This window comes from Pseudoduganella rivuli (assembly GCF_009674485.1).
GTDB classification, from domain to species: domain Bacteria; phylum Pseudomonadota; class Gammaproteobacteria; order Burkholderiales; family Burkholderiaceae_D; genus Rugamonas; species Rugamonas rivuli_B.
In genome coordinates this window covers 466,106-487,702 of the sequence record NZ_WKJJ01000001.1, presented here as the reverse complement: position 1 = coordinate 487,702, position 21,597 = coordinate 466,106, and the positions used below count along the sequence as shown (strand labels likewise).

The 21,597-nt window shown below is 64.1% G+C and carries 17 protein-coding genes and 3 pseudogenes; 18 read left to right on the top strand and 2 right to left on the bottom strand.

Annotated elements, in window-relative coordinates:
• The first annotated feature begins 3 nt into the window (after positions 1 to 3).
• Positions 4 to 897, top strand: coding sequence for a SphA family protein (locus GJ700_RS01955; protein WP_195763746.1), 894 nt, complete (start codon positions 4 to 6; stop codon positions 895 to 897).
• A gap of 44 nt (positions 898 to 941) precedes the next feature.
• Entirely contained in the window at positions 942 to 1,961 is a 1,020-nt protein-coding gene (locus tag GJ700_RS01950) for a nitrilase (RefSeq protein ID WP_154370954.1), read from the top strand.
• 75 nt (positions 1,962 to 2,036) lie between these two features.
• On the opposite strand, the gene GJ700_RS01945 is transcribed toward GJ700_RS01950, so the two are convergent.
• Positions 2,037 to 2,981, bottom strand: a complete 945-nt coding sequence (locus tag GJ700_RS01945) for a LysR family transcriptional regulator (protein WP_154370953.1) — start codon at positions 2,979 to 2,981, stop codon at positions 2,037 to 2,039.
• 106 nt (positions 2,982 to 3,087) lie between these two features.
• Between GJ700_RS01945 and GJ700_RS01940 the strand changes: the two genes are divergently transcribed.
• The 4 genes and pseudogenes from GJ700_RS01940 to GJ700_RS01925 form a co-directional block, all read left to right on the top strand.
• A complete protein-coding gene (locus GJ700_RS01940; protein ID WP_154370952.1) occupies positions 3,088 to 4,443 on the top strand; it encodes an MFS transporter in 1,356 nt (451 codons plus the stop codon).
• Positions 4,444 to 4,539: 96 nt separating this feature from the next.
• Entirely contained in the window at positions 4,540 to 5,595 is a 1,056-nt protein-coding gene (locus tag GJ700_RS01935) for a porin (protein WP_154370951.1), read from the top strand.
• Between the two features lie 111 nt (positions 5,596 to 5,706).
• Positions 5,707 to 6,165 (top strand): cache domain-containing protein, encoded by a 459-nt coding sequence (locus GJ700_RS01930; RefSeq protein WP_195763745.1) that lies wholly within the window; start codon positions 5,707 to 5,709, stop codon positions 6,163 to 6,165.
• 45 nt (positions 6,166 to 6,210) lie between these two features.
• Positions 6,211 to 6,754, top strand: a pseudogene (locus tag GJ700_RS01925) (MFS transporter); the annotation flags it as partial.
• On the opposite strand, the gene GJ700_RS01920 reads toward GJ700_RS01925, so the two are convergent.
• Positions 6,755 to 7,657: a LysR family transcriptional regulator gene (locus GJ700_RS01920; protein ID WP_154370949.1), complete on the bottom strand. Its 903-nt coding sequence runs from the start codon at positions 7,655 to 7,657 to the stop codon at positions 6,755 to 6,757.
• Between the two features lie 110 nt (positions 7,658 to 7,767).
• On the opposite strand from GJ700_RS01920, the gene mdlC reads away from it, so the two are divergent.
• From mdlC to GJ700_RS01860, 12 genes and pseudogenes are all read left to right on the top strand, one after another.
• A complete protein-coding gene (mdlC, locus tag GJ700_RS01915) occupies positions 7,768 to 9,372 on the top strand; it encodes a benzoylformate decarboxylase (protein ID WP_154370948.1) in 1,605 nt (534 codons plus the stop codon).
• Positions 9,373 to 9,443: 71 nt separating this feature from the next.
• The gene (locus tag GJ700_RS01910; protein WP_154370947.1) at positions 9,444 to 10,895 is read left to right on the top strand and encodes an aldehyde dehydrogenase; all 1,452 of its coding nucleotides are present in this window, start codon (positions 9,444 to 9,446) and stop codon (positions 10,893 to 10,895) included.
• A gap of 6 nt (positions 10,896 to 10,901) precedes the next feature.
• Positions 10,902 to 11,898 (top strand): annotated as a pseudogene (locus tag GJ700_RS01905) (alpha-hydroxy-acid oxidizing protein).
• Between the two features lie 20 nt (positions 11,899 to 11,918).
• Positions 11,919 to 13,124: pseudogene (gene tnpC / locus GJ700_RS01900) on the top strand (IS66 family transposase); the annotation flags it as partial.
• Positions 13,125 to 13,640: 516 nt separating this feature from the next.
• A complete protein-coding gene (locus tag GJ700_RS01895; RefSeq protein WP_154370946.1) occupies positions 13,641 to 14,393 on the top strand; it encodes a cupin domain-containing protein in 753 nt (250 codons plus the stop codon).
• Positions 14,394 to 14,403: 10 nt separating this feature from the next.
• Positions 14,404 to 15,678, top strand: a complete 1,275-nt coding sequence (gene otnK / locus GJ700_RS01890) for a 3-oxo-tetronate kinase (protein ID WP_154370945.1) — start codon at positions 14,404 to 14,406, stop codon at positions 15,676 to 15,678.
• Positions 15,675 to 16,337 (top strand): 3-oxo-tetronate 4-phosphate decarboxylase, encoded by a 663-nt coding sequence (otnC, locus tag GJ700_RS01885; protein WP_154370944.1) that lies wholly within the window; start codon positions 15,675 to 15,677, stop codon positions 16,335 to 16,337. Before otnK ends, otnC begins: the two co-directional genes overlap by 4 nt.
• Before the next feature lie 59 nt (positions 16,338 to 16,396).
• Positions 16,397 to 18,019: an ABC transporter substrate-binding protein gene (locus GJ700_RS01880; protein ID WP_154370943.1), complete on the top strand. Its 1,623-nt coding sequence runs from the start codon at positions 16,397 to 16,399 to the stop codon at positions 18,017 to 18,019.
• A 64-nt stretch (positions 18,020 to 18,083) separates the two neighbouring features.
• A complete protein-coding gene (locus tag GJ700_RS01875; RefSeq protein WP_154370942.1) occupies positions 18,084 to 18,749 on the top strand; it encodes an aspartate/glutamate racemase family protein in 666 nt (221 codons plus the stop codon).
• Positions 18,746 to 19,087: a (2Fe-2S)-binding protein gene (locus GJ700_RS01870; RefSeq protein WP_371867786.1), complete on the top strand. Its 342-nt coding sequence runs from the start codon at positions 18,746 to 18,748 to the stop codon at positions 19,085 to 19,087. Before GJ700_RS01875 ends, GJ700_RS01870 begins: the two co-directional genes overlap by 4 nt.
• Positions 19,069 to 20,445, top strand: coding sequence for an FAD/NAD(P)-dependent oxidoreductase (locus tag GJ700_RS01865; RefSeq protein WP_154370941.1), 1,377 nt, complete (start codon positions 19,069 to 19,071; stop codon positions 20,443 to 20,445). The genes GJ700_RS01870 and GJ700_RS01865 overlap by 19 nt, the downstream gene beginning before the upstream one ends.
• On the top strand, positions 20,442 to 21,584 hold the full coding sequence (locus tag GJ700_RS01860; protein ID WP_154370940.1) for an NAD(P)/FAD-dependent oxidoreductase: 1,143 nt from the start codon (positions 20,442 to 20,444) through the stop codon (positions 21,582 to 21,584). Before GJ700_RS01865 ends, GJ700_RS01860 begins: the two co-directional genes overlap by 4 nt.
• Positions 21,585 to 21,597: the final 13 nt, after the last annotated feature.

Here is a 21,597-nt window from a genome sequence, read left to right as displayed (position 1 = left end):
ACAATGAACCTGATCAAACGTATCGGCTTGCCCATGCTGGCCCTGACCTGCGCGGCGCTGACGGCGCAAGCGGCGGAAGGGGGCGGCTCGACCTACGCCGCCGGCGCCGACAATTTCCTGTTGGGGGCAGTGCCGCCGCCCGGCTTGTATGTGCTGCAGTTCGCGAATTTCTACGAGGCGGACCGGCTGAACGACAGCCGCGGCGAGGCAGTTCCCATCCCCGGCTTTTCGTTGCACGCCAACGTGACGGCGACGCGGATCGTCTGGTCGTCGCCATACCCGGTATGGGGCGGCAACCTGGTGGCGCACGCGGTACTGCCGGTGGTCAACCTGACACTGGATGCCGGCGGCGCCAGCCAGAGCAAGACTGGCCTGGGCGACGTCACATTCGGACCGGCGGTGGCCCATCATTACTCGCCGAACTTGCACAGCGTGGTGGGCTTCGACCTGGTCGCGCCTACCGGCCGCTACAATAAAACCGACATGCTCAATGTCGGCCGCAACTACTGGTCGCTGCAACCGCTGTTCACCATGGCGTACACCGACGCGCAGGGCTTCAATGGCGACTTCAAGGCGACCTTGAATCTGAACCGCACCAACAGCGCGACCCGCTACCGGAGCGGGAACGAATTCATTCTCGACTATGCCGCCGGCTATGGCTTCGGGCCAGGCTGGGTGGCCGGCGTCAGCGGCTATTACATGCGGCAGCTCAGCGACGACACGCTCAATGGCGTCAAGCTGCCCGACCGCAAGGGACGCGGCGCGTCGATCGGGCCCTCGCTGATGTACAACAACGGCAAGGGCTGGATCCTCACCGCCAAGCTGCAACGCGAGCTGGGAGAGCGCAACCGCGCGCAGGGCCATGCGCTGGCGCTGCGCACCACGGTGCCTTTCTAAGCCACGCCTTTCATTTATTCGCCTGATTCGCAGAGGGAACCCCCATGTCAGCATCCGTAGTTAAAGTCGCGGTGGTGCAAGCCGCGCCAGTCTTCATGAATTTGCAAGGCGGCATCGACAAGGCCATCGGCATCATCGCCGAGGCCGCACAGCAGGGCGCCAGGCTGGTCGCCTTTCCCGAGGTGTGGCTGCCCGGCTACCCGTGGTGGCTGTGGCTGGGCACACCGGCCTGGGGCATGCAGTTCGTGCCACGCTACCACGCCAACTCGATGCGGCGCGATGGCCCCGAGATGGCGCAACTGTGCGCCGCGGCAGCCGAGCACAACATTCACGTCGTGATGGGCTACTCGGAGATCGAGGGGCGCAGCCTGTATATCAGCCAGGTGACGATCGACGACACCGGCGAAGTGCTGTTCAACCGCCGCAAGCTGAAACCCACCCACGTCGAGCGCACCCTGTACGGCGAGGGCGACGGTTCCGACTTCCGCGTGGCCGACACGTCGATCGGCAGGCTGGGCGCGCTGTGCTGCGCCGAGCACATCCAGCCGTTGTCGAAGTACGCGATGTATTCGATGCACGAACAGATCCACGTCGCCTCGTGGCCGTCGTTCACGCTGTACAAGGACGTCTACGCGCTGGGCGCGCAGGTCAACCTGGCGGCCAGCCAGGTGTACGCGCTGGAGGGCGGCTGCTTCGTGCTGCATGCCACCGCGCTGACCGGCCAGGACATGTTCGACATCCTGTGCGATACCCAGGAGCGGCGCGACTTGCTGAACGCCGACGGCAACACGCCCGGTGGCGGCTACTCGATGATCTTCGGCCCGGACGGCAGGCCGCTGGCGCCGCACTTGCCGCACGACCAGGAGGGGTTGCTGTACGCGGACATTGACCTCGATACCATCGCGATCGCGAAGAACGCCTACGACCCGACCGGCCATTATGCGCGCGGCGACGTGGTGCGCTTGCTGATTAACCGGAATCCGCGCAAGACATCGATGAACTTCGACGAGGCGTGCGTCACGCTGGCCGGCGAGGGGGCGCCCGATGGCTGCCAGCCTCACTGAGCCAGAAAAAATTAAACGATGGTGGACGCCAACCGCAAAAAGGGGGAGGTCGAGGCACGCATTGTGGCCACGATCTCACGCAGGCTGGGCGAACAACTCGATCAGCAGTTTCCGCATCCACGTGCTGGCCGGGTCGGCATCGAAGCGCTCGTGCCAAAAGACGCGCACCTCCAGCTCCGGTATGTCGACCGGCAATGACGCCACAATAAATGGCGCGGCGCGCGCCAGTTCCCTGGCCACGCGGCGCGGCACCGTGGCGATCAGATCCGAGCGTGCCAGGATCATCGGCACGGCGATGATGTTGGGCACCCGCGCGACGATGCGCGCCTTGCGCCGCAATAAACTATCCTCGATTGCCCGGTGGCCGCCTCCCACTGAGCTGACTACGGCATGGGCGGCGCCGAGATAGGAAGCTTTACTCAACGGCGTCGCCGCCAGCGGATGGTCGGCACGCATCAGCACGTCGTAGCGCTCATGCAGCAACTGCACCGAACAGATGCCGCGTCCGTCGAGCTTGGGCAAGTGTCCGATCGCGAAATTAATCTTGCCGTCCTCCAGCGCGGTGCGGATCTGCTCCAGTTCCAGCGTTTCCGCCTCGACACACAGGCCGGGCGCGGCCGTCCGCAGCCGTTCGATCAGCAGCGGCAAAAAATTGATCTGGCCCATGTCGGTCATGTGGAAACGGAACGTGCCGTCGCTGCTCGCCGGGTCGAAGCCCTTGCGGTGCTCCAGCACCTGCCGCATCAGTTGCAGCGCGCCATGGACAGCATCGCTGATCTCCAGCGCATAGGGCGTTGGCTGCATGCCGTCGGCGCCATGCACGAACAAGGGATCGTCCAGCAATTCGCGTAGCCGCGCCAGGGCGTTGCTCATAGCGGGCTGCGTAATGCCAAAGTGCTGCGCCGCGCTGGTCACGCTGCGCGATTCCATCAGCGCATGAAAGACGCCCAGCAGGTTCAGGTCTACGCGATATATATTCATCTTGTGAATGCAAAGAATAAGGTAAATAAATTTGATCAATATATGGCGAATTCCTAAACTTGGTCAAGTTGGCGGCGACGGTACGCCGCCCAACTCATAAATACCGGCCCCGGGAACACCGGGCGCCGACCAACAGGAGACAGCAATGAGCAATACATACCTGGATGTGGGCCGCGCCATCGACGACGGTCCCTATACATGGATGCAAAAGATGGTGGTCATGATGGCCGCGTTGTCGATCATCATCAACGGCTTCGACGGCCAGTTGATCGGCTTCGCCATTCCGTCGATCATGAAGGAATGGGGCGTCACGCGCGGCGCCTTCGCCCCCGCCGTGGCCGCCGGCCTGGTCGGCATGGGAATCGGCAGTGCCTGCGCCGGCCTGATCGCGGACCGCTATGGCCGCCGCATGGCATTGATCGGCAGCGTGTTCCTGTTTGGCGCCGCCACCTGCGCGATCGGCCTGGCCACCGACGTCACCGGCATCGCCATCCTGCGCCTGATCGCCGGTCTCGGCATCGGCGGGGCCCTGCCCAGTTCAACCACCATGACGGCCGAGTTCACGCCGGCGCGCCGCCGTACCTTGGCGGTCACCGCCACCATCGTCTGTGTGCCGCTGGGAGGCATGCTGGCCGGCTTGTTCTCCGGCGTGGTGCTGCCCGCCTACGGCTGGCGCACCCTGTTCTTCATCGGCGGCGCCTTGCCGCTGGTGGTGGGCGTGCTGTTGCTGTTGGCCCTGCCTGAATCTCCCCGCTTCCTTGTGTGTCGCCCACAGCGCTGGCAAGAACTGGGCAAGCTGCTGGCGCGCATGTCCCGTCCGTCGACCGCCGATACCGTGTTCACTGACAGCGGCGAGCAGAAATCCGAACAGCGCATCGGCTTCCGCGGGCTCTTCGCCCAAGGCCGGACGCGCGATACGCTGGCGGTGTGGTGTGCTTTCTTCATGTGCCTGCTGGCGGTGTACAGCGCCTTCAGCTGGCTGCCGACCATGCTGGTGGGCGAAGGTCTCAATGTGGCCGTGGCCGCCTCCGGCCTGACGGCCTACAACATGGGCGGCGTGATCGGCGCGCTCATCTGCGCGGTGGCCATCGCCCGCTTCGGTTCGCGCTGGCCGCTGGCGGTGTGCTGTGCCGGTGGCGCCGCCAGCGCCCTGCTGCTGCAAGGCGTGGATGTCGCGCACAACACCAATTTGCTGATCTTCGGCCTCGGCGTGCACGGCATGTTCGTCAACGCGGTGCAGTCGACCATGTACGCTTTGTGCGCCTTCATCTATCCGACCAGCATGCGCGCCACCGGCATCGCCTCCGGACTGGCTTTCGGTCGCTTCGGCGCCATTCTCAGCGCCTTCGCCGGCGCCGCCATCATCACCGCCGGCGGCGCTTCCGCCTACCTGACCATGCTGGGATTCGCGATGGTCGGTGTGCTGCTGGCGTTGTTGAGCGTGCGCGACCATATTCCCGGCGCCGGCGCCCATGCGCGGCACAAGGCCGCGCTGGCCTGACCGCACGCCTCGCCTTGCGTCACGCCGTCCCGTGGAGGCTGTTGGCGCCTGGTGGCGTTTCCCTGTTTCATACTCATAATCATATCGGCGATCATCATGAAAACATCGTATATTTGCTGGCTCGCGCTGGCGGCCTGCGCCGCGTCCGCACAGGCCCAGACCGGCGTCAGCATCTACGGCATCATCGACGCGAACCTGCAATACGGCGACAACGGCAAGGAAAAGCAGACCAGCCTTCAAAGTGGCGGCCTGAGCCAGAGCCGCATCGGTTTCATGGGCAGCGAGGATCTGGGCGGCGGCCTGAGCGCAATCTTCAACGTCGAGAACGGCTTCAATGTCGACAATGGCGCGGCGGCGCAGGGCGGCCTGCTGTTCGGGCGCGTGGCGTTGGTCGGCCTGTCCAGTAAACGCCTTGGCGCCTTGACGCTGGGCCGCCAGTACGAACCGCTGCATACGCTGCACACCAAATTTTCTACCCATCAGGCCGGCTTCGGCGACGCTGCCGGCGCCTTCATTCCAACCATCAACGATGTCCGCTTCGACAACTCGATCAAATACGTGACGCCGTCAATGGCGGGCCTCACGCTGACGGCGTTTGTTGCGCTCGGCGAAAACACCAGCGTGCCGAACGCCACCACCCCCGCCCAAAGCTACGGCAACCTGTTCAACCTTCAGGCTAATTTCGAACGCGGACCGCTGGCCGCCGCGTTCAGCTATGCCGACAAGAAAAAATCGCCGCTGCTGCCGGATAACCACACTACCTACAGCACTGCCGCGCTGTCCTATGATTTCGGCGCGATCAAGCCTTATCTGATGGTTGAAACCATCCGCAACGACCGGGTCACGACCACCACCCAGGATTTCAATTTCTGGTCGCTGGCGGCTGACATGCCGCTGGGTCCAGGCCGCCTGAACGCCAGCCTCGGCAGCCTGCGCAACCGCAGCGCCGCCAACGCCGGCGCGAAAAGTTACGGGCTGGTGTACGACTACCTGCTGAGCAAACGTAGCAATCTGTACCTCGGCTATGCGAAGGTCGCCAATCAAGCCAGCGCCGCCTATTTCGTCGGTTCCGGCAATGGGTTCGCCATCGCGGCGGCCGGTAACGGCGCCGATCCGCAGGCCGTCGTGTTGGGCATGCGGCATAAATTCTAGCCGCTTCACACAGGCGACTCGACGCTGGTGTTCACGGTCGGTCACCAGCGGGACGGCTGCCAGAAGCTGCAGGAAATTTCATGTTGAACATTAACCAGAGGGGAAATGACATTGGACTATTTACGCGTTGCCTGCACGCTGCTCGCCGTGTCGTGTATTGCGCCGGCCCATGCCCAATCAGCGGATGACGCCGTTGCGCTTGTCAGGAAAGCCAAGGGATATCTCAAGAGCCAGGGCGTCGAAAAAGCTTGCAAGGATTTTGCCGACGTCGCCGCCGGATTTCAGAAAGGGGAACTGTATGTCTCCGTGCTGGATATGCGCGAAGCGGGACACTTGAAATTTGTTTGTAACCCAAAAAATGCCCGGATGAATGGCAAGGACGTGATCGAGCTGAAAGATTCGGACGGCAAGCCGTTCAATAAGGAGATTGCTGAGTTGTCGAAGACCAAGGGACAGGGATGGGTCAACTATCGCTGGGTCAATCCGGTGTCGGGAAATATGGAAGCCAAGACCAGCTATTTCGAGGCTCAGGATGGACTCGTGTTGCTGGCCGGTATATACAAAAAATAAGGTGAAGTGCGGCATCGGGCACCGCGCCGCTGCCGCCCAAGCCGCCGGATGGGCCGGCCGGTGCCGGACAACGCGCTTTTTTCCGATGGCGCCGAGGCCCTGGACGGGCGCCAGGCGGCGGGCTTCGGCGCGCTGTTCGGGGCAGGCCGCGCACGCGACACCACCGCGATCTGGTGTGCTTTCTTCATGTGCCTGCTGGCTGTATACAGCGCGTTCAGCTGGCTGCCCACCATGCTGTTGGCGGAAGGCTTGTCCCTGGCGCTGGCCAGTTCCGGCTTGACCGCGTACAACCTGGGCGGTGTACTTTATCGTTGGTATCGGCGTGCACGGCATGTTCGTCAACGCGGTGCAGTCGACCATGTATGCGCTGTGTGCGTTTATCTATCCCACCGGCGTGCGGGCGACGGGCACGGCGTCGGCACTGGCGTTTGGCCGGCTGGGGGCGATTCTCAGCGCGTTTGCCGGCGCCGCCGTCATTACCGCCAGCGGCGCGGTTGGCTATTTGTGGCTGCTCGGCGGCGCGATGCTGCTGGTGGCGGCCGGGCTGTCGGCCGTGCGCAACCACATTCCGCCGCAGGCGCGCCGCTGATCAGGGCGGCGTGGCCATGGTCCGCAGCTGGTCCAGCAGGCGGGCGGCGGGCGCCGGCAGGATGCCGTGCCGGCGCCGGAACGCGGTCAGCGTGCGGGTTGCCACGGCGCCCGGCAGTGGCAGGGCGTCGATCAGGCCGGCCTGGCGTTCCACCTGGTACATGGGCTCCGGCATCCAGCTCAGGAAGCCCGAATGAATCACCAGGCTCTTGAGCACTGTCACGGAGCGGGTTTCGACGGCGATTGCCGGCAAGGCCAGGCCGTGCGCATGGAAGGTGGCCTGCATCTGCTCGAACGGGCCGCTGCCGTGCGGTGGCATGGCCCAGGGCTGTGTCAAGGTGTCGGCCAGGCTGCGCATCTTTTGCCGCTGCGGATGATCCCGCGCGGCCACGACAAAGCTACGGTCTTCCCAGCGGCAGTCGCGGATGGCGACGATCTCTTCGCTATCCGGCGCGTCCATCGCCAGCGCCAGGTCCACCTCGTGCTTGACCAGTGCGTCGGTGAGCCGGTCCCATACGCCTTCCAGCACGTGCACCTGCAGGCCAGGCCAGCGCTTGAGCACCTCGCCGACGGCTTGAGGCAGCACCGAGCTGGCTATGCTGCCCACCGCGCCGACCCGGATCACGCCCTTGGCCAAGCCTTGCAGGGCGCGGATTTCCTCGGTCGCATGGCTGGCTTCCAGCAGCAGCAATTCCGCGTGCGGCAGCAGGGCGCGGCCAATGTCCGTTAGCTGCATGCCTTTGGAATGGCGCTCGAACAGCTCCGCGCCCACGGTTTCCTCCAGCCGTTTGATGGTGCGGCTGAGGGCGGGCTGGGTGATGTGCAGCGCCTCGGCGCTGCGGCCCAGGCTGCCGGTGGCGGCGATGGAGGTGAATGCGGCCAGGTGGCGGAGATCGAAAGTCATGCACAAGTGTAATGACTTTGCTAGAAGAATGCAATTTTCACGCAAGCATGCCGCTTGCATAATGGCTGCGATGGCGGTGCAGGGCCGCCGCCCGACAACAGGAGATAACAATGAGCAGTTCCCCCCCGTCCACTGCAACTGAAGCAAGCTTGAGCGTGCGCGATGTCGTCTACGACTTGATGCGCCGGTGGGAGATGACCACGGTCTTTGGCAACCCCGGCTCGACGGAGTTGCCGATGTTCCGTGATTTCCCGGAGGATTTCCGTTATGTGCTTGGCTTGCAGGAAGCGACTGTGGTCGGCATGGCGGATGGCTATGCGCAGAAGGCGCGCAAGGCGGCGCTGGTGAACCTGCATTCGGCGGCAGGGGTCGGTAACGCGATGGGCAATATCTTCACCGCCTTCAAGAACCGCACCCCGCTGGTGATCACGGCCGGCCAGCAGGCCCGCTCGATTTTGCCGTTCGACCCCTACCTCGCTTCCGCCCAGGCCACCGAGCTGGCCAAGCCTTACGTGAAGTGGAGTATCGAGCCGGCCCGCGCCGAAGACGTGCCGGCCGCCATCGCGCGCGCCTACCATATCGCCATGATGCAACCGCGCGGACCGGTGCTGGTGTCTGTGCCGGTGGATGATTGGGACCGCGCCGCCGAGCCGGTGGCGCAGCGCGTGGTCAGCACCGAATCGCGCGCCGAGCCGCATGTGCTGAACCAGATCGGCGCGGCACTGGATGCCTGCAGCCGCCCGGCCTTCGTGGTCGGCGCCGCGCTGGACCGCGACGCCGGCTGGGACGCGGTGATCGCGCTGGCCGAGCGCCACAACGCCCGGGTCTGGACCGCGCCGATGTCGGGCCGCGGCTGTTTCCCGGAAAACCACCGGCTGTTCGCGGGCTTCCTGCCGGCGATGCGGGAAAGGATCGTTGCCGCGCTGGCCGGGCATGACTGCATCTTCGTGATCGGCGCGCCGGCATTCACCTACCACGTCGAGGGCAGCGGCCCGCACGTGCCGGACGGCGCCTTGCTGGTGCAACTGACCGACGACCCGGCCACCGCCGCCTGGTCCCCGGTCGGCATCGCGGCGGTCGGCGGCATCAGACTGAGCCTGCTTGACTTGCTGGCGCGCCCCGCGCCGGCCGCGCGCGTGCTGCCGGCGCCGCGTCCGCCGGCGCCGCTGGCCGAGCGCTCGGCCCCGTTGACAGCCGCCTACGTGATGCAAACCCTGGCCGCGTTGCGCCAGCCGGACGACATCGTGGTCGAGGAGGCGCCCAGCATGCGCCCGGTCATCCAGCGCTACCTGCCGATCACCCGGTCGGCCGGTTTCTTTACCATGGATAGTGGCGGGCTGGGCTACGGCATGCCCGCCGCGGTCGGGGTGGCGCTGGGCGAACCGGGGCGGCGCGTGATCGGCCTGTTCGGCGACGGCTCCAGCATGTATTCGATCCAGGCCCTGTGGAGCGCCGCCCAGCACCGGTTGCCGATCGCCTTCCTGATCCTGAACAACCGCCGGTATGCGGCACTGCAGGAGTTCGCGCCAGTGTTCGGCTTCAGCGAGCGCGACGTGGTGCAGGGGACGGAATTGCCCGAGCTGGACTTTGTCGCGCTGGCCGCCGGGCAGGGCGTGCGCGGCGTCCGGGTCAGCACCCCCGCTGAGCTGGACCTGGCGCTGGCCGAGGCCCTGGCCTGCGAGGCGCCTATCCTGGTCGAAATCGAAGTACGGTAGTCGCCAGCCATCCAGCGAAGCTGCCGCCAGAGCAGGACTTTTCAACCAACTTTCATGAACGGAGACATACGATGCAAACCATATCCATGCTGATCAATGGCGAGGCCTGTACGGCCGAGGGCGGCCACACTTTTGAACGGCGCAATCCGCTCGATGGACAGGTGGCGACGACGGCGCCCGCCGCCTCGGTTGCCGATGCCTTGCGCGCGGTCGATGCCGCCGCCGCCGCTTTCCCGGCCTGGTCCGAACTGGGACCGAACGCGCGCCGCGCGCTGTTGAACAGCGCCGCGCAGGCGCTGGAAGCCAAGATGGACCAGTTTTGCGCGGCGATGGCGGCCGAGACCGGGGCCAGCGCGATCTGGGCCGGCTTCAATGTGCACCTGGCGGCCGGCGTGCTGCGCGAGGCGGCGGCGTTGACCACGCAGATCAGCGGCGAACTGATTCCTTCCGATGTGCCCGGCAACCTGGCGATGGCGGTGCGGCAGCCGGCCGGGGTGGTGCTCGGCATGGCGCCATGGAACGCGCCTGTGATCCTGGGTGTGCGGGCGATCGCGGTGCCGCTGGCATGCGGCAATACCGTGGTGTTGAAGGGATCGGAACTGTGTCCCGCGACGCACGGCTTGATCATTGCCGCCTTGCAGGAAGCGGGCTTGCCGCGCGGTGTCGTCAACTTCATCACCAACGCGCCGGCCGACGCCGCCCCGGTGGTGGAAGCCATGATCGCGCACCCGGCCGTGCGCCGGGTGAACTTCACCGGCTCGACCACGGTCGGCAAGCTGATCGCGGCAACGTGCGCGCGCCACCTGAAGCCGGCCGTGCTGGAACTGGGCGGCAAGGCGCCGGCCCTGGTGCTGGCCGATGCCGACCTGGACGTGGCCGTCGCCGCCGTGGCGTTCGGCGCATTTGCCAACTCGGGCCAGATCTGCATGTCCACCGAGCGCATCATTGTCGATGCCGCCATCGCCGACGAGTTTGTCGCGCGCCTGGCGGCGAAGGCCGCCAGCCTGCCGCTGGGCGATCCGCGCCTCGGCCCGGTGGTGCTGGGCTCGGTGGTCGACCAGCGCGCGGTCGAACGCTGCAACCGCCTGATCGACGACGCCTTGAGCAAGGGCGCCAAGCTGCTCTGTGGCGGGCGCGCGGAGTCGACGCTGATGCCGGCCACGCTGTTGGACCACGTCACGCCGGAGATGTTAATCTACAGCGAGGAATCGTTTGGCCCGGTCAAGGGTATCGTCCGGGTCGACGGTGACGAGGCGGCGCTGGCCTGCGCCAATGACAATGCGTACGGCCTGTCGTCCGCCATTTTCAGCCGCGACGTGGCGCGCGCGCTGCGCCTGTCGCGCCGTGTCGAGGCCGGCATCTGCCACATCAACGGCGCCACCGTGCACGACGAGCCGCAAATGCCGTTCGGCGGCGTCAAGGGCAGCGGCTATGGCCACTTTGGCGGCAAGGCCGGTATCGAGGCTTTCACCGACCTGCGCTGGGTGACGGTGCAGGCGGCCGCCCGCGCCTATCCTTTCTAAAGGTTGATGATGGCAGCAGCCAGCGATATCGATGCCCTGCGGCGCCGCGCGCAGCGGCGCTTGCCGGGAATGATCTTTGACTACCTGGAGGGAGGCGCCGACGATGAAGCTGGCTTGCGCCGCAACCGTGCGGCGTTCGACGCGATCCAGACCGTGCCCCGGCGCCTGGTCGACGTCAGCCAGCGGCATTCCGTTCGTGCTGTCGACGGCCAGCAATGCCACCATCGAAGAAGTGGCCGAGCGCGCCGGCGGCGAGCTGTGGTTCCAGCTGTACGTGGTACAGCGCTCATTGGCGGACACGCTGGTCCAGCGGGCGCTGGCGGCCGGCTACACGACGCTGGTGTTGACCGTTGATGTCACCGTCAACGGCAAGCGCAAGCGCGACTTGCGGAATGGATTTTCCATGCCACTTCGCTACACGCCCGGGGTGATCGCCGACGTGCTGGCGCACCCGCGCTGGCTGCTTGCCACGTTGGCGAACGGCATGCCACAAATGCGCAATGTCCAAAGCGCCGCCGCCGGCGACATGGCGGCCCAGGCGGCGCTGATCCAGCGTGCCATGGATGCCAGTTTCGACTGGGACGACCTGGCCCGGCTGCGCGCCAGCTGGCCGCATCGCCTGCTGGTCAAGGGGATCCTCAGCGTCGAGGACGCGCAGCGCTGCATGGCCTGCGGTGTGGATGGGGTGGTGCTGTCCAATCATGGGGGGCGGCAACTGGAGAGCCTGTGCGCGCCGGTGGAAGTGCTGCCGCAGGTGGCCGATGCCGTCAACGGCACGGTGCTGCTCGACAGCGGGGTGCGCAGCGGCCTGGACGTGATAAAGAGCGTGGCCCTCGGTGCCGACGCGGTCCTGCTGGGGCGGGCGGTATTGTACGGCCTGGCGGCCGCCGGCGAGCAGGGCGCGGTCGAGGCGATCCGGATGATAAAAAGCGATATCGACCGCTGCCTGGCCTTGCTTGGCTGTCCCGATATCGCTGGCCTGGACCGGGGTTTTATCCGGTAGGCGCACGATGGTGGTATCAGCCGGAGCATCAAGCCTGCCCTGACTGCGGAGGTGCGCTGCGCCACTTGGGAGAGGATGTTTCAGAGCAGCTGGAATACGTACCTGCCAGCTTCCGTGTCATCCGCCATGTGCGCCCCAAGCTGGCCTGCGCCTGCTGCGATGCCATCGTCCAGGCCCCAGCACCCAGCCGTCCGGTGGAGCGCGGCATCGCCGGCCCGGGACTGCTGGCGCATGTGCTGGTGGCCAAATATGCCGATCACTTGCCGCTGTATCGCCAAAGCGTGATCTATGCCCGCGAGGGCGTGGAACTGGACCGCTCGCTGTTGGCCAATTGGGTCGGCGCCTGCCATACCCTGCTGCGCCCACTGGTCGATGCCGTGCGGCGGCATGTGTTTACCGCCGCCAAACTGCATGCCGATGACACGCCGATCCCGGTGCTGGCGCCGGGCAATGGCAGCACCCGTACCGCACGGCTCTGGACCTACGTGCGCAATGACCGCGACAGCGCTTCGGACATGCCGCCCGCCGTGTGGTTTGCGTACTCGCCGGACCGCAAAGGCATCCATCCGCAAACCCACCTCGCCAAATTTAAAGGCGTGCTGCAAGCCGATGCATATGCCGGCTTCAACGCCATCTTCGAAACGAATCAGGTGGTGGAAGCAGCTTGCTGGGCGCATGCCCGTCGCAAGTTCCATGATCTGCATGCCGTACGACCATCGGCCATCACCACGGAAGCGCTGGAACGGATCGGCGCCTTGTACGCCATCGAGGCCGAGGTGCGCGGCAAGCCGCCCGATCAGCGATGCCTGGTGCGCCAGACGAAAACACGGCCATTGCTCAATGACCTGGCGCGTTGGCTGCGCGCCAAGCTGGAAACGCTGTCGCGAAAATCCGATACCGCTGGCGCCGTCGTGTACGCCCTGAAACTATGGCCGGCGCTGACGCGATACTGCGACGATGGACGGATCGAGATCGACAACTCGGCCGCAGAGCGGGCGCTGCGCGGCATCGCCCTCGGGCGCCGGAATTACCTCTTTGCCGGGGCCGACAGCGGCGGGGAGCGGGCCGCGTCCATTTACTCCCTGATCGGCACTGCCAAGCTCAATGGCATCGATCCTGAAGCCTGGCTGCGCCATGTGCTGGCGCACATCGCCGACCATCCGGTCAATCACGTCGACGACTTCCTACCTTGGAACTGCGCAGAGCAACTCGCTGCCGCAAAATAAATGACTGCTGGCCTGCGGCCAGCCATCATCAACTAAACTGCTATCGCGCTCAATACGGTGCTGGGTGGACGCTTACTTTGATAACGTTAATTTTACGTCACCGCTGGAAGACTAAATTTCGGGGTAGTCTCAATTTTTCCTCCTGATACAAGCCGGATCTTGGCGCAGCCAGTTATGCTGCGCTGAATCTCAAATACCACACATTCTGTGTTTTGATCCCGCTGATACAAGACATTCGAACAGCCCGGTAATGGTCTAATTCTTATCAGAAGACAGCGTTGTTGAACGTGCTGCCGGACCCGGAATGAACCATCGAATAAAGGAGCCGGCAACGGGGGCGGAAGTGATTGCCCATGCCCTGGCGTGTCGGTGGAAATGGTCGGGCGTCTGCGCGGCCATGCGCCGGTAAATCCGCTGGCAATTGCGGTCTCTAAGGAGACGGAATAAATAATGGACTGTAGCAAGCACCGCTAGCATTGCACAGCTTGTGATAGCGCTACCATGAAAAGGGAAACTATGTCAAATTTGCAGCAAAAATCTTCCATGCCGGCCGACGCGCCATCCTTCGTCGACATGCGCGCATTTGCGCGCGACCGGAGCCGTGGTGTAGCGGTGACGAGCGCGGACGGAGAAGACCGCTACCTTGTCGGGCGCCGTGTGCTGGACTGGGCTCCAGGACCTGTGACCGCAGGCGTCATCACGCTTGAAGCCGGCAGTGGCGCGGTGCCGTCGCTCCCTGCGGATGAATTTATTATTGTCATCGAAGGCAGCCTGACACTGGCGCAGCAGGAATTCACCATGGCGCTGGGCCCGAACCAGAGTACCGTCCTCAGGCAAGGAGCGGCATTCACCTGGTCCGCACAGGGGCCAGTGTCGCTGATTTTTACCAGGTATAACCAAAGCCAGCCAGGCGACGGCGCCATCGTGCCGATCAAAGAGAATCCGCAACTTGATCCGACCGGCACGCCGCCGGTTAATTTACTGCTGACACCGCCTCCGGCGTGCCGCAATTACACGGACTATCGCTCGGCTGACGGCGAATTCGTCTGCGGCACTTGGGATTCGACACCTTACCACCGTCGTGCGATGTTTTACCCCCACTTTGAATTGATGTACCTACTGGAAGGCAGTGTGAGGTTCGTTGATGGAACGGGCCGCAGCGGTGTATTTTCGAAGGGCGACATCTTCCTCGTCGAACAAAACGCGACGTGCAGCTGGGAGAGCCACGAAACCGTGGCAAAGGTGTACGTGATCTACCGTCCGGCATGAGGAGGCACCCATGACAGCCATGTTGGGATGCATCGCAGACGATTTTACCGGTGGCACGGACCTGGCCGGCATGCTGGTGAAGGCGGGAATGCGCACCGTGCAATTGATCGGCGTGCCGGACGGGCCGCCGCCCGCCGATGCCGATGCCTTGGTGATCGCGTTGAAATCGCGCACTAGCCCGGTTGAAGAAGCCGTGGCTGAATCACTTGCCGCGTTACGCTGGTTGCGCCAGGCGGGCTGCCGGCAGTTTTATTTCAAATACTGTTCGACCTTCGATTCCACGCCGCGTGGCAATATCGGGCCCGTTGCCGAAGCGTTGATGCAGGCGCTGGGCGCCGATTTCACGATTGCCTGCCCGGCCTTGCCCGCGAATGGGCGCACCATCTACCTGGGCCATCTCTTCGTTGGGGATGTGCTGCTGTCGGAGTCCGGCATGCGTAGCCATCCACTGACGCCCATGACAGATGCCAACCTGGTGCGCGTGTTGCGGCAGCAGGTAAGCCAATCGGTCGGCCTGGTTGATCATGCGACAGTCAGCCTGGGCGGCGCGGCGATACGTGAACGATTTACAGCGCTGCGCCAGCAGGGTCACGCGCTGGCGGTCGTCGATGCGGTGTCCGATGCGGACTTGATGGAGATCGGCGCGGCCTGCGCCGGCATGGCCCTGGTTACTGGCGGCTCAGGTATCGCGCTGGGTTTGCCGCAGAATTTCCTCAGCCAGGGCTTGCTGGCGCCATACACCGTGGCCGATGCGTTGCCGGCGACTGGCGGCCTGCGGGCCGTTGTCTCGGGCAGTTGCTCGCCGGCCACGCAAAAACAGGTGGAAGCGATGCGTGCGCGCCACCCCTCGTTCCGGATCGACCCCATACAACTGGCGCGGGGCGACGATGTGGTGTCGGCCGCCCTCGACTGGGCGTCCGGCCGTCTTGCGCAACAACCGGTATTGATTTATGCCACAGCCACTCCGGACGAGGTCAGGCAGGTGCAGGCTGAACTCGGCGCCGGGCAAGCAGGCGATCTCGTGGAAAAGGCACTGGCAGCGATTGCCTTCGGCCTGGTACGCGCCGGTGTTGGCCAACTGATCGTGGCAGGTGGAGAAACCTCCGGTGCCGTGGTCAAGGCGCTTGGGGTACGGGGTTTGCGCATCGGGCCCGAAATCGATCCCGGCGTGCCGTGGACCAGTACCGTGCAGGATGACGGCGCACAGCCATTGGCGTTGGCGCTTAAGTCAGGCAATTTCGGCAGCGAGAATTTCTTCCTCAAGGCATGGGACCGATTGCAATGAGCACGATGATTTCCACCGGCCGTGACGAGGCCGCGTTGCGCGAGCAGATCGCCGGCTACGGCCGTTCGCTGTTCGACCGTGGTTTGACTGCTGGCAACAGCGGCAATATCAGTGTGCGGCTCGATGACGGATGGTTGCTGACGCCGACAAATGCCTGCCTGGGCCGCCTGGATCCCGCGCGGCTGTCCAAGCTGGACTGGGAAGGCCGTCATGTCAGCGGCGATGCGCCCTCGAAAGAAGCCTTCCTGCACCGTGCGATGTATGAGGAACGGGCGGGGGCGGGGGCCATCGTGCACCTGCATTCCACGCATTCCGCCGCGGTCTCTTGCATGTGCGGCCTGAACCATGATGATTGCATTCCACCCCTAACCGCTTACTTCGTGATGAAAATCGGCCGCCTGCCGCTGATCCCCTATCACCGCCCCGGCGATACCGCCCTAGGCTCGGCGATCCGGGAGCGGGCACGCAACCATGGCGCGATGTTGCTGGCCAATCACGGGCCGGTGGTGTCCAGCGCCTCGCTGGACGCCGCCATCCATGCGGCGGAGGAACTGGAAGAAACGGCCAAGTTGTTTCTGTTGTTGCGCAATACCGCGGTCAGCCCCTTGAACCCGGAGCAGATCAATGAACTTAAGTCCACCTTCAACCTCGACCTGTAGGCGGCAAGTAACGGTAGCCAGCCTGCATCCCATCCATTCAGAATTATAGGGAGATATACATGAGCGACAAACCATCCCACATCATCCTTCCACAGCACGCCGCCATCAGAGACTGCATCGCCAACGATTTTCAGCGCGGTGTATCGCGCCGCGATGTGATTCGCACGCTGCTGGCGGGTGGCATGCTGGCCTCCACTGCCGGTGGCCTGCTGACCCACGCCGACAACGCGTTTGCCCAGACACCGAAGAAGGGCGGCAAGATTCGCGTTGCTGTCGGCGCCGGGTCGACCGCGGACACCCTGGACCCGGCGAAGGGCGGCGGCATTGCCGACTACGTGCGCCACTACATGTTCTACAACCGCCTGACCAGTATCGACACCAAGCTCAATGCGCAGATGGAGCTGGCCGAATCGGTCAGTACCAAAGATGGCATGCTGTGGACCGTCAAGTTGCGCAAGGATGTGCGCTTCCATGACGGCAAGCCGCTGACCCCGGCGGACGTGGCGTATTCCCTGCTGCGTCACAAGAACCCTGCCACGGCTTCCAAGATCAAGGCCGTTGCCGAGAGTATCGCGGAAGTCAAGGCGACGGCACCGAACGAACTGCAAATCAAACTCACTGCCGCCAACGTGGACTTGCCTGCACTGTTGGGCACATCCCATTTCTCGATCATCAAGGACGGCACGACGGACTTTTCCACGGCGATTGGCACTGGCCCGTACAAATGCAAGGAATTCAAACCGGGTGTGCGTTCGGTCAGTGTGCGCAATGAGAATTACTGGAAGGCGGGCAAGCCGTATCTCGATGAGATCGAGTACTTCTCGATCGCCGACGAGGCCGCTCGCGTCAATGCACTGCTGTCGGGTGATGTGCAACTGATCAACGCGCCGAATCCGAGGTCCGTGCCGCAGATCACGCCCGAATCCGGCTGCACGCTGTTCGAGTCGAAAACCGGCCACTATACCAACCTGATCATGCGCGACGGTCTCGGGCCCATGAAGAATCCCGATTTCGTGCTGGCGATGAAGCATATGCTGGACCGCGAACAGATCCGCAAGGTGGCGATGCGCGGTTTTGGCATTATCGGCAATGACCAGCCGGTCCAGCCCTCCAGCCGATATTACTTTGCCGGCTTGCCGCAACGTGGACTGGATCTGGACAAGGCCAAATACCATTTGCAGAAATCCGGCATGGCCGGCATGACGCTGCCGATGGTTGCGTCGACGGCGGCGAACGGTTCGGTCGACATGGCGCAGATCGTGCAGTTGTCGGCGCAAAAGATTGGCTTGAACCTGGATATCAAGCGCATGCCTGCCGACGGCTACTGGTCAAACCACTGGGCCAAGCACCCACTCTCGTTCGGCAACATCAGCCCCCGTCCGACCGTCGATCTGATGTTTACGCTGTTCTTCAAGTCCGAGGCGTCAATGAATGAATCGGGCTGGAAGAACGAAAAATTTGATCAGTTGCTGGAAGTGGCGCGCGGCGAAACCAATGAAGCGAAACGCAAGCAGATGTATGCCGACATGCAGGTACTGGTGCATGAACAAGGGGGCATCGGAATTCCCATGTTCAATAACTCGCTGGACGCCTTCACCAATAAATTAAAGGGTTACAGCTCGCATCCGCTGGCCGGCTTGATGGGCTATGCATTTGCCGAGAACGTCTGGCTCGACGCCTGATGGTACTCCCATGCCGTGCTGCATCGCATTACGGCATGCCTCACACTGCTGCCGGAGAATATTCATGAAAAAACGTATTGCCTTTGTCCATACCGTCGGTTTCCTGGTCGACGATTTCCGCGCGCGGATGCGTGCTGAGATCCCGGAGGCTGACTGCTTCCATATCCTGAACGAAAGCCTGCTGCAAGACTTGTTGCGGGGAGCTCCGCAAGCGCTGGTTTACCGGCGCGTGGTGGAGCAAATCGTACTTGCGGCCGAAGCCCAGCCCGACCTGATCGTGGTGACGTGTTCATCCACTTCACCGGCGGTCGATATCGCGCGGCGCCTGGTGCCGCAGCCTATCCTGAAAATCGATGACCCGATGGCCGCCGAAGCAGTGCGCAACGGCTTGCGTATCGGCCTGCTCTGCACGGCCACCAGCACGGTGGAGCCAAGCAGCTCGCTGTTACGCGCGCATGCCGCGGCGCAGGGACGCGATATCAGCATCACGACGGTGGTACGTCCCGAAGCATACCAAGCGCTGATGGCGGGCGACCGTGCGCGCCACGACGCCATACTGACTGAAGCGGCCACCAGCCTGGCCGGCGAGGTGGATGTGCTGGTGCTGGCCCAGGCATCGCTGGCGCACTTGCGTGAAACGCTGGCGGCGTTGCCATGTCCGGTATTGGCCAGTCCGCCGTTGCTGATGCAAGAAATCGAATATGCGGTGAACAGGAAACCAAGAACATGATGAATATTTCAAGACTAAAGCATGGCATGACAGGCCACCGGTTCGTCCGCCTGGCGGAAACAGAACGTGCTCCCGTGCGCATCGTCATAGACGGGACCCCGGCGGAAGCGTTGGCCGGCGATACCTTGCTGGCCGCGTTGCTGAACAATACCCGCGATCTGCGCGCATCTGAATTCGGCGATGGCAGGCGCGCCGGCTTTTGCCTGATGGGCGCGTGCCAGGATTGCTGGGTCTGGACCGTGGACGGCGGGCGCTTGCGCGCCTGCACCACGGTGGTGGAAGAGGGCATGCATATCATCACCCGGCAACCGGAGGCGACATGGCCCAACCTCGCGTAATTATTATCGGCGCCGGACCTGCGGGCGTGCGCTGTGCGGAGACCCTGGTGGCGGCCGGCCTGCGGCCCACGGTGGTCGATGAAAACCGCCGTGACGGCGGCCAGATCTACCGCCGCCAGCCTGGCAACTTTACGCGCCCTTACGCCAAGCTGTACGGCACCGAAGCGGCCAGCGCGCAGGCGCTGCATGAGAGCTTCGACGCGCTGCGCGCCACGGTCGACTACCTGCCAGAGACGCTGGCGTGGAATATCGCCGATGGCAAGCTGCACGTGATGCACAACCAGCGTACACGCAGTCTGCCCTACGACGCGCTGGTGATCTGCTCCGGCGCGACAGATCGACTGATGCCTGTCAAGGGCTGGCATCTTGCCGGCACCTACAGCCTGGGCGCGTCGCAGATCGCCCTGAAAGCGCAGGCTTGCGCCATCGGCCGCCAGATCGTGTTCATGGGCACGGGGCCGCTGCTGTACCTGGTGGCGTCGCAATACGTCAAGGCCGGCGCGCAGGTGGCGGCGGTGCTCGACACGTCGCCCTTCATGCGCCGCGTGGCGGCGCTGCCGAAATTGCTGGCGAGGCCAAACGTGCTGCTCAACGGCTTTGCGCTGGTGGCGAATTTGAAGCGCGCCGGCGTTCAAGTGTTGACGGGCATTACGCCGATGGAAATCAAGGGTTCGCCGGAAACCGGCGTGCAGGGCGTGCTCATCCACGACAGCCGCGGCAATGAGCGCGCCTTCGAATGCGACGCGGTGGCGATGGGGTATCACTTGCGTCCGGAAACGCAGCTGGCTGACCTGGCGCGCTGCGCATTCCGCTTCGATCATGAAACGCGCCAGTGGCTGCCCGACACGGGGGAGGATGGCCGGACCTCGGTGCCGGGCGTGTACCTGGCCGGTGACGGCATGAAAGTGCTTGGCGCGGACGGGGCGGAAATCGGCGGCAGGCTGGCGGCGCTGGCCTTGCTCAATGATTTCAAGTTGCCGGTATCGGACGACGAAATATTTGCGCTACGGGCACAGCAAGCCGCCATGGAACGCTTCCGTCGCGGCCTGGTGCAAGCCTTCCCGTGGCCGGCGCAGCAAGCCGCGCAATTGCCGGATGATGCGATTGTGTGCCGTTGCGAAGCGATCACGGCGGGCGAACTGCGGCGCGTGGTGTGCGATATGGGCGCGCGGGAAGCCAACCGCGCCAAGGCGCTTTGCCGGGTCGGCATGGGACGCTGCCAGGGGCGCTATTGCGGCCACGCAGGGGCGGAGGTGATCGCGCACGCCGCCGGTGTGCCGGTGGAACAGGTAGGGCGCCTGCGCGGGCAGGCGCCGGTGAGACCGCTGCCGATTGCGGTGCTGGAGGAAGAGCAATGAGTGTACAAAGAGCGGATGTGGTGATCGTAGGCGGCGGCATCATGGGCGCGTCCTCGGCTTTCTTTTTGCGCAAGCGCGGGTTGTCGGTCATCCTGCTCGAGCGCGGGCTGATCGGCCAGCAGGCCAGCGGCGTCAACTTCGGTAATACGCGCCGCATGGGCCGCCCGATCGAAGAGCTGCCGTTGTCCAACCGTTCGCGCGGGATCTGGCTGAAGTTCCGGGAATTGTTCGGCGACGATGCCGAACTCCTGTTGAACGGCCATCTGCGTCTCGGCTTCAAGGCTGAACACGAGGAACGGATGGCGCGGTATGCGCAGGATGCCCGGTCCTTTGGCCTGGACATGCAGATGATGAGCGGGAAATCGCTGCGCGAACGCTTTCCCTACCTGGGGCCGGAAATCACGTCGGGTTGTTTCGCACCGCATGACGGCCACGCCAATCCGCGCCTGGCGGCGCCGGCAATCGGCCGCGCGGCGGTGCGCGAAGGAGCGCAAGTGTTTGAAAACACGGAGATCGTGAGTGTCGAAAAAGAAGGGGAAGAGTTCCGCGTCACGGCCGCCGATGGGCGCATCTTCCGCGCGCCGGTGGCACTGATCACCGCCGGCGCCTGGGGCGACCGGATCAGCGCCAGCTTTGGCGAGCCGGTACCGATGATCGTCAAGGGACCGCAGATGGCGGTCACCGAACCGGTCCCTTACGCGATCGGTCCGACCATCGGCGGGATTGCAGACACGTTCGAACAAACCGTGTATTTCCGCCAGGTAGCGCGCGGCAATATTGTGATTGGCGGCGGCGGCCATGAACCGGTGGATATGGTGAACCGGCGCGCTTACGTGAACCCGCTTAGGACGCTGATAAAGCTGGGGAATGCGCCGCGCGTTGTGCCGGCGCTGGCTAACCTGAGCATCATCCGCGTCTGGAGCGGGATCGAAGGGTACATGAAGGACAGCCGTGCGGCCATGGGGCCGAGCGGGCGCGTACGCGGCTTGTATTACGCGTTCGGCTTTTCCGGCGAAGGCTTCCAACTGGGGCCGGGCGTGGGCGACGTGATGGCGGAATTGATTGCTACCGGCGCGACGAGCACACCGATCGAACGTTACCACATCGGGCGGTTTGCCAAGGCTGAAGCAGTGGCATAGTCCACCCTTGTGA

Coding starts and splice junctions, on each gene's coding strand:
- GJ700_RS01955 (WP_195763746.1), top strand. CDS start 4: ATGAACCTGATCAAACGTATCGGCTTGCCCATGCTGGCCCTGACCTGC.
- GJ700_RS01950 (WP_154370954.1), top strand. CDS start 942: ATGTCAGCATCCGTAGTTAAAGTCGCGGTGGTGCAAGCCGCGCCAGTC.
- GJ700_RS01940 (WP_154370952.1), top strand. CDS start 3,088: ATGAGCAATACATACCTGGATGTGGGCCGCGCCATCGACGACGGTCCC.
- GJ700_RS01935 (WP_154370951.1), top strand. CDS start 4,540: ATGAAAACATCGTATATTTGCTGGCTCGCGCTGGCGGCCTGCGCCGCG.
- GJ700_RS01920 (WP_154370949.1), bottom strand. CDS start 7,657: ATGACTTTCGATCTCCGCCACCTGGCCGCATTCACCTCCATCGCCGCC.
- mdlC (WP_154370948.1), top strand. CDS start 7,768: ATGAGCAGTTCCCCCCCGTCCACTGCAACTGAAGCAAGCTTGAGCGTG.
- GJ700_RS01910 (WP_154370947.1), top strand. CDS start 9,444: ATGCAAACCATATCCATGCTGATCAATGGCGAGGCCTGTACGGCCGAG.
- GJ700_RS01895 (WP_154370946.1), top strand. CDS start 13,641: ATGTCAAATTTGCAGCAAAAATCTTCCATGCCGGCCGACGCGCCATCC.
- otnK (WP_154370945.1), top strand. CDS start 14,404: ATGACAGCCATGTTGGGATGCATCGCAGACGATTTTACCGGTGGCACG.
- otnC (WP_154370944.1), top strand. CDS start 15,675: ATGAGCACGATGATTTCCACCGGCCGTGACGAGGCCGCGTTGCGCGAG.
- GJ700_RS01880 (WP_154370943.1), top strand. CDS start 16,397: ATGAGCGACAAACCATCCCACATCATCCTTCCACAGCACGCCGCCATC.
- GJ700_RS01875 (WP_154370942.1), top strand. CDS start 18,084: ATGAAAAAACGTATTGCCTTTGTCCATACCGTCGGTTTCCTGGTCGAC.
- GJ700_RS01870 (WP_371867786.1), top strand. CDS start 18,746: ATGATGAATATTTCAAGACTAAAGCATGGCATGACAGGCCACCGGTTC.
- GJ700_RS01865 (WP_154370941.1), top strand. CDS start 19,069: ATGGCCCAACCTCGCGTAATTATTATCGGCGCCGGACCTGCGGGCGTG.
- GJ700_RS01860 (WP_154370940.1), top strand. CDS start 20,442: ATGAGTGTACAAAGAGCGGATGTGGTGATCGTAGGCGGCGGCATCATG.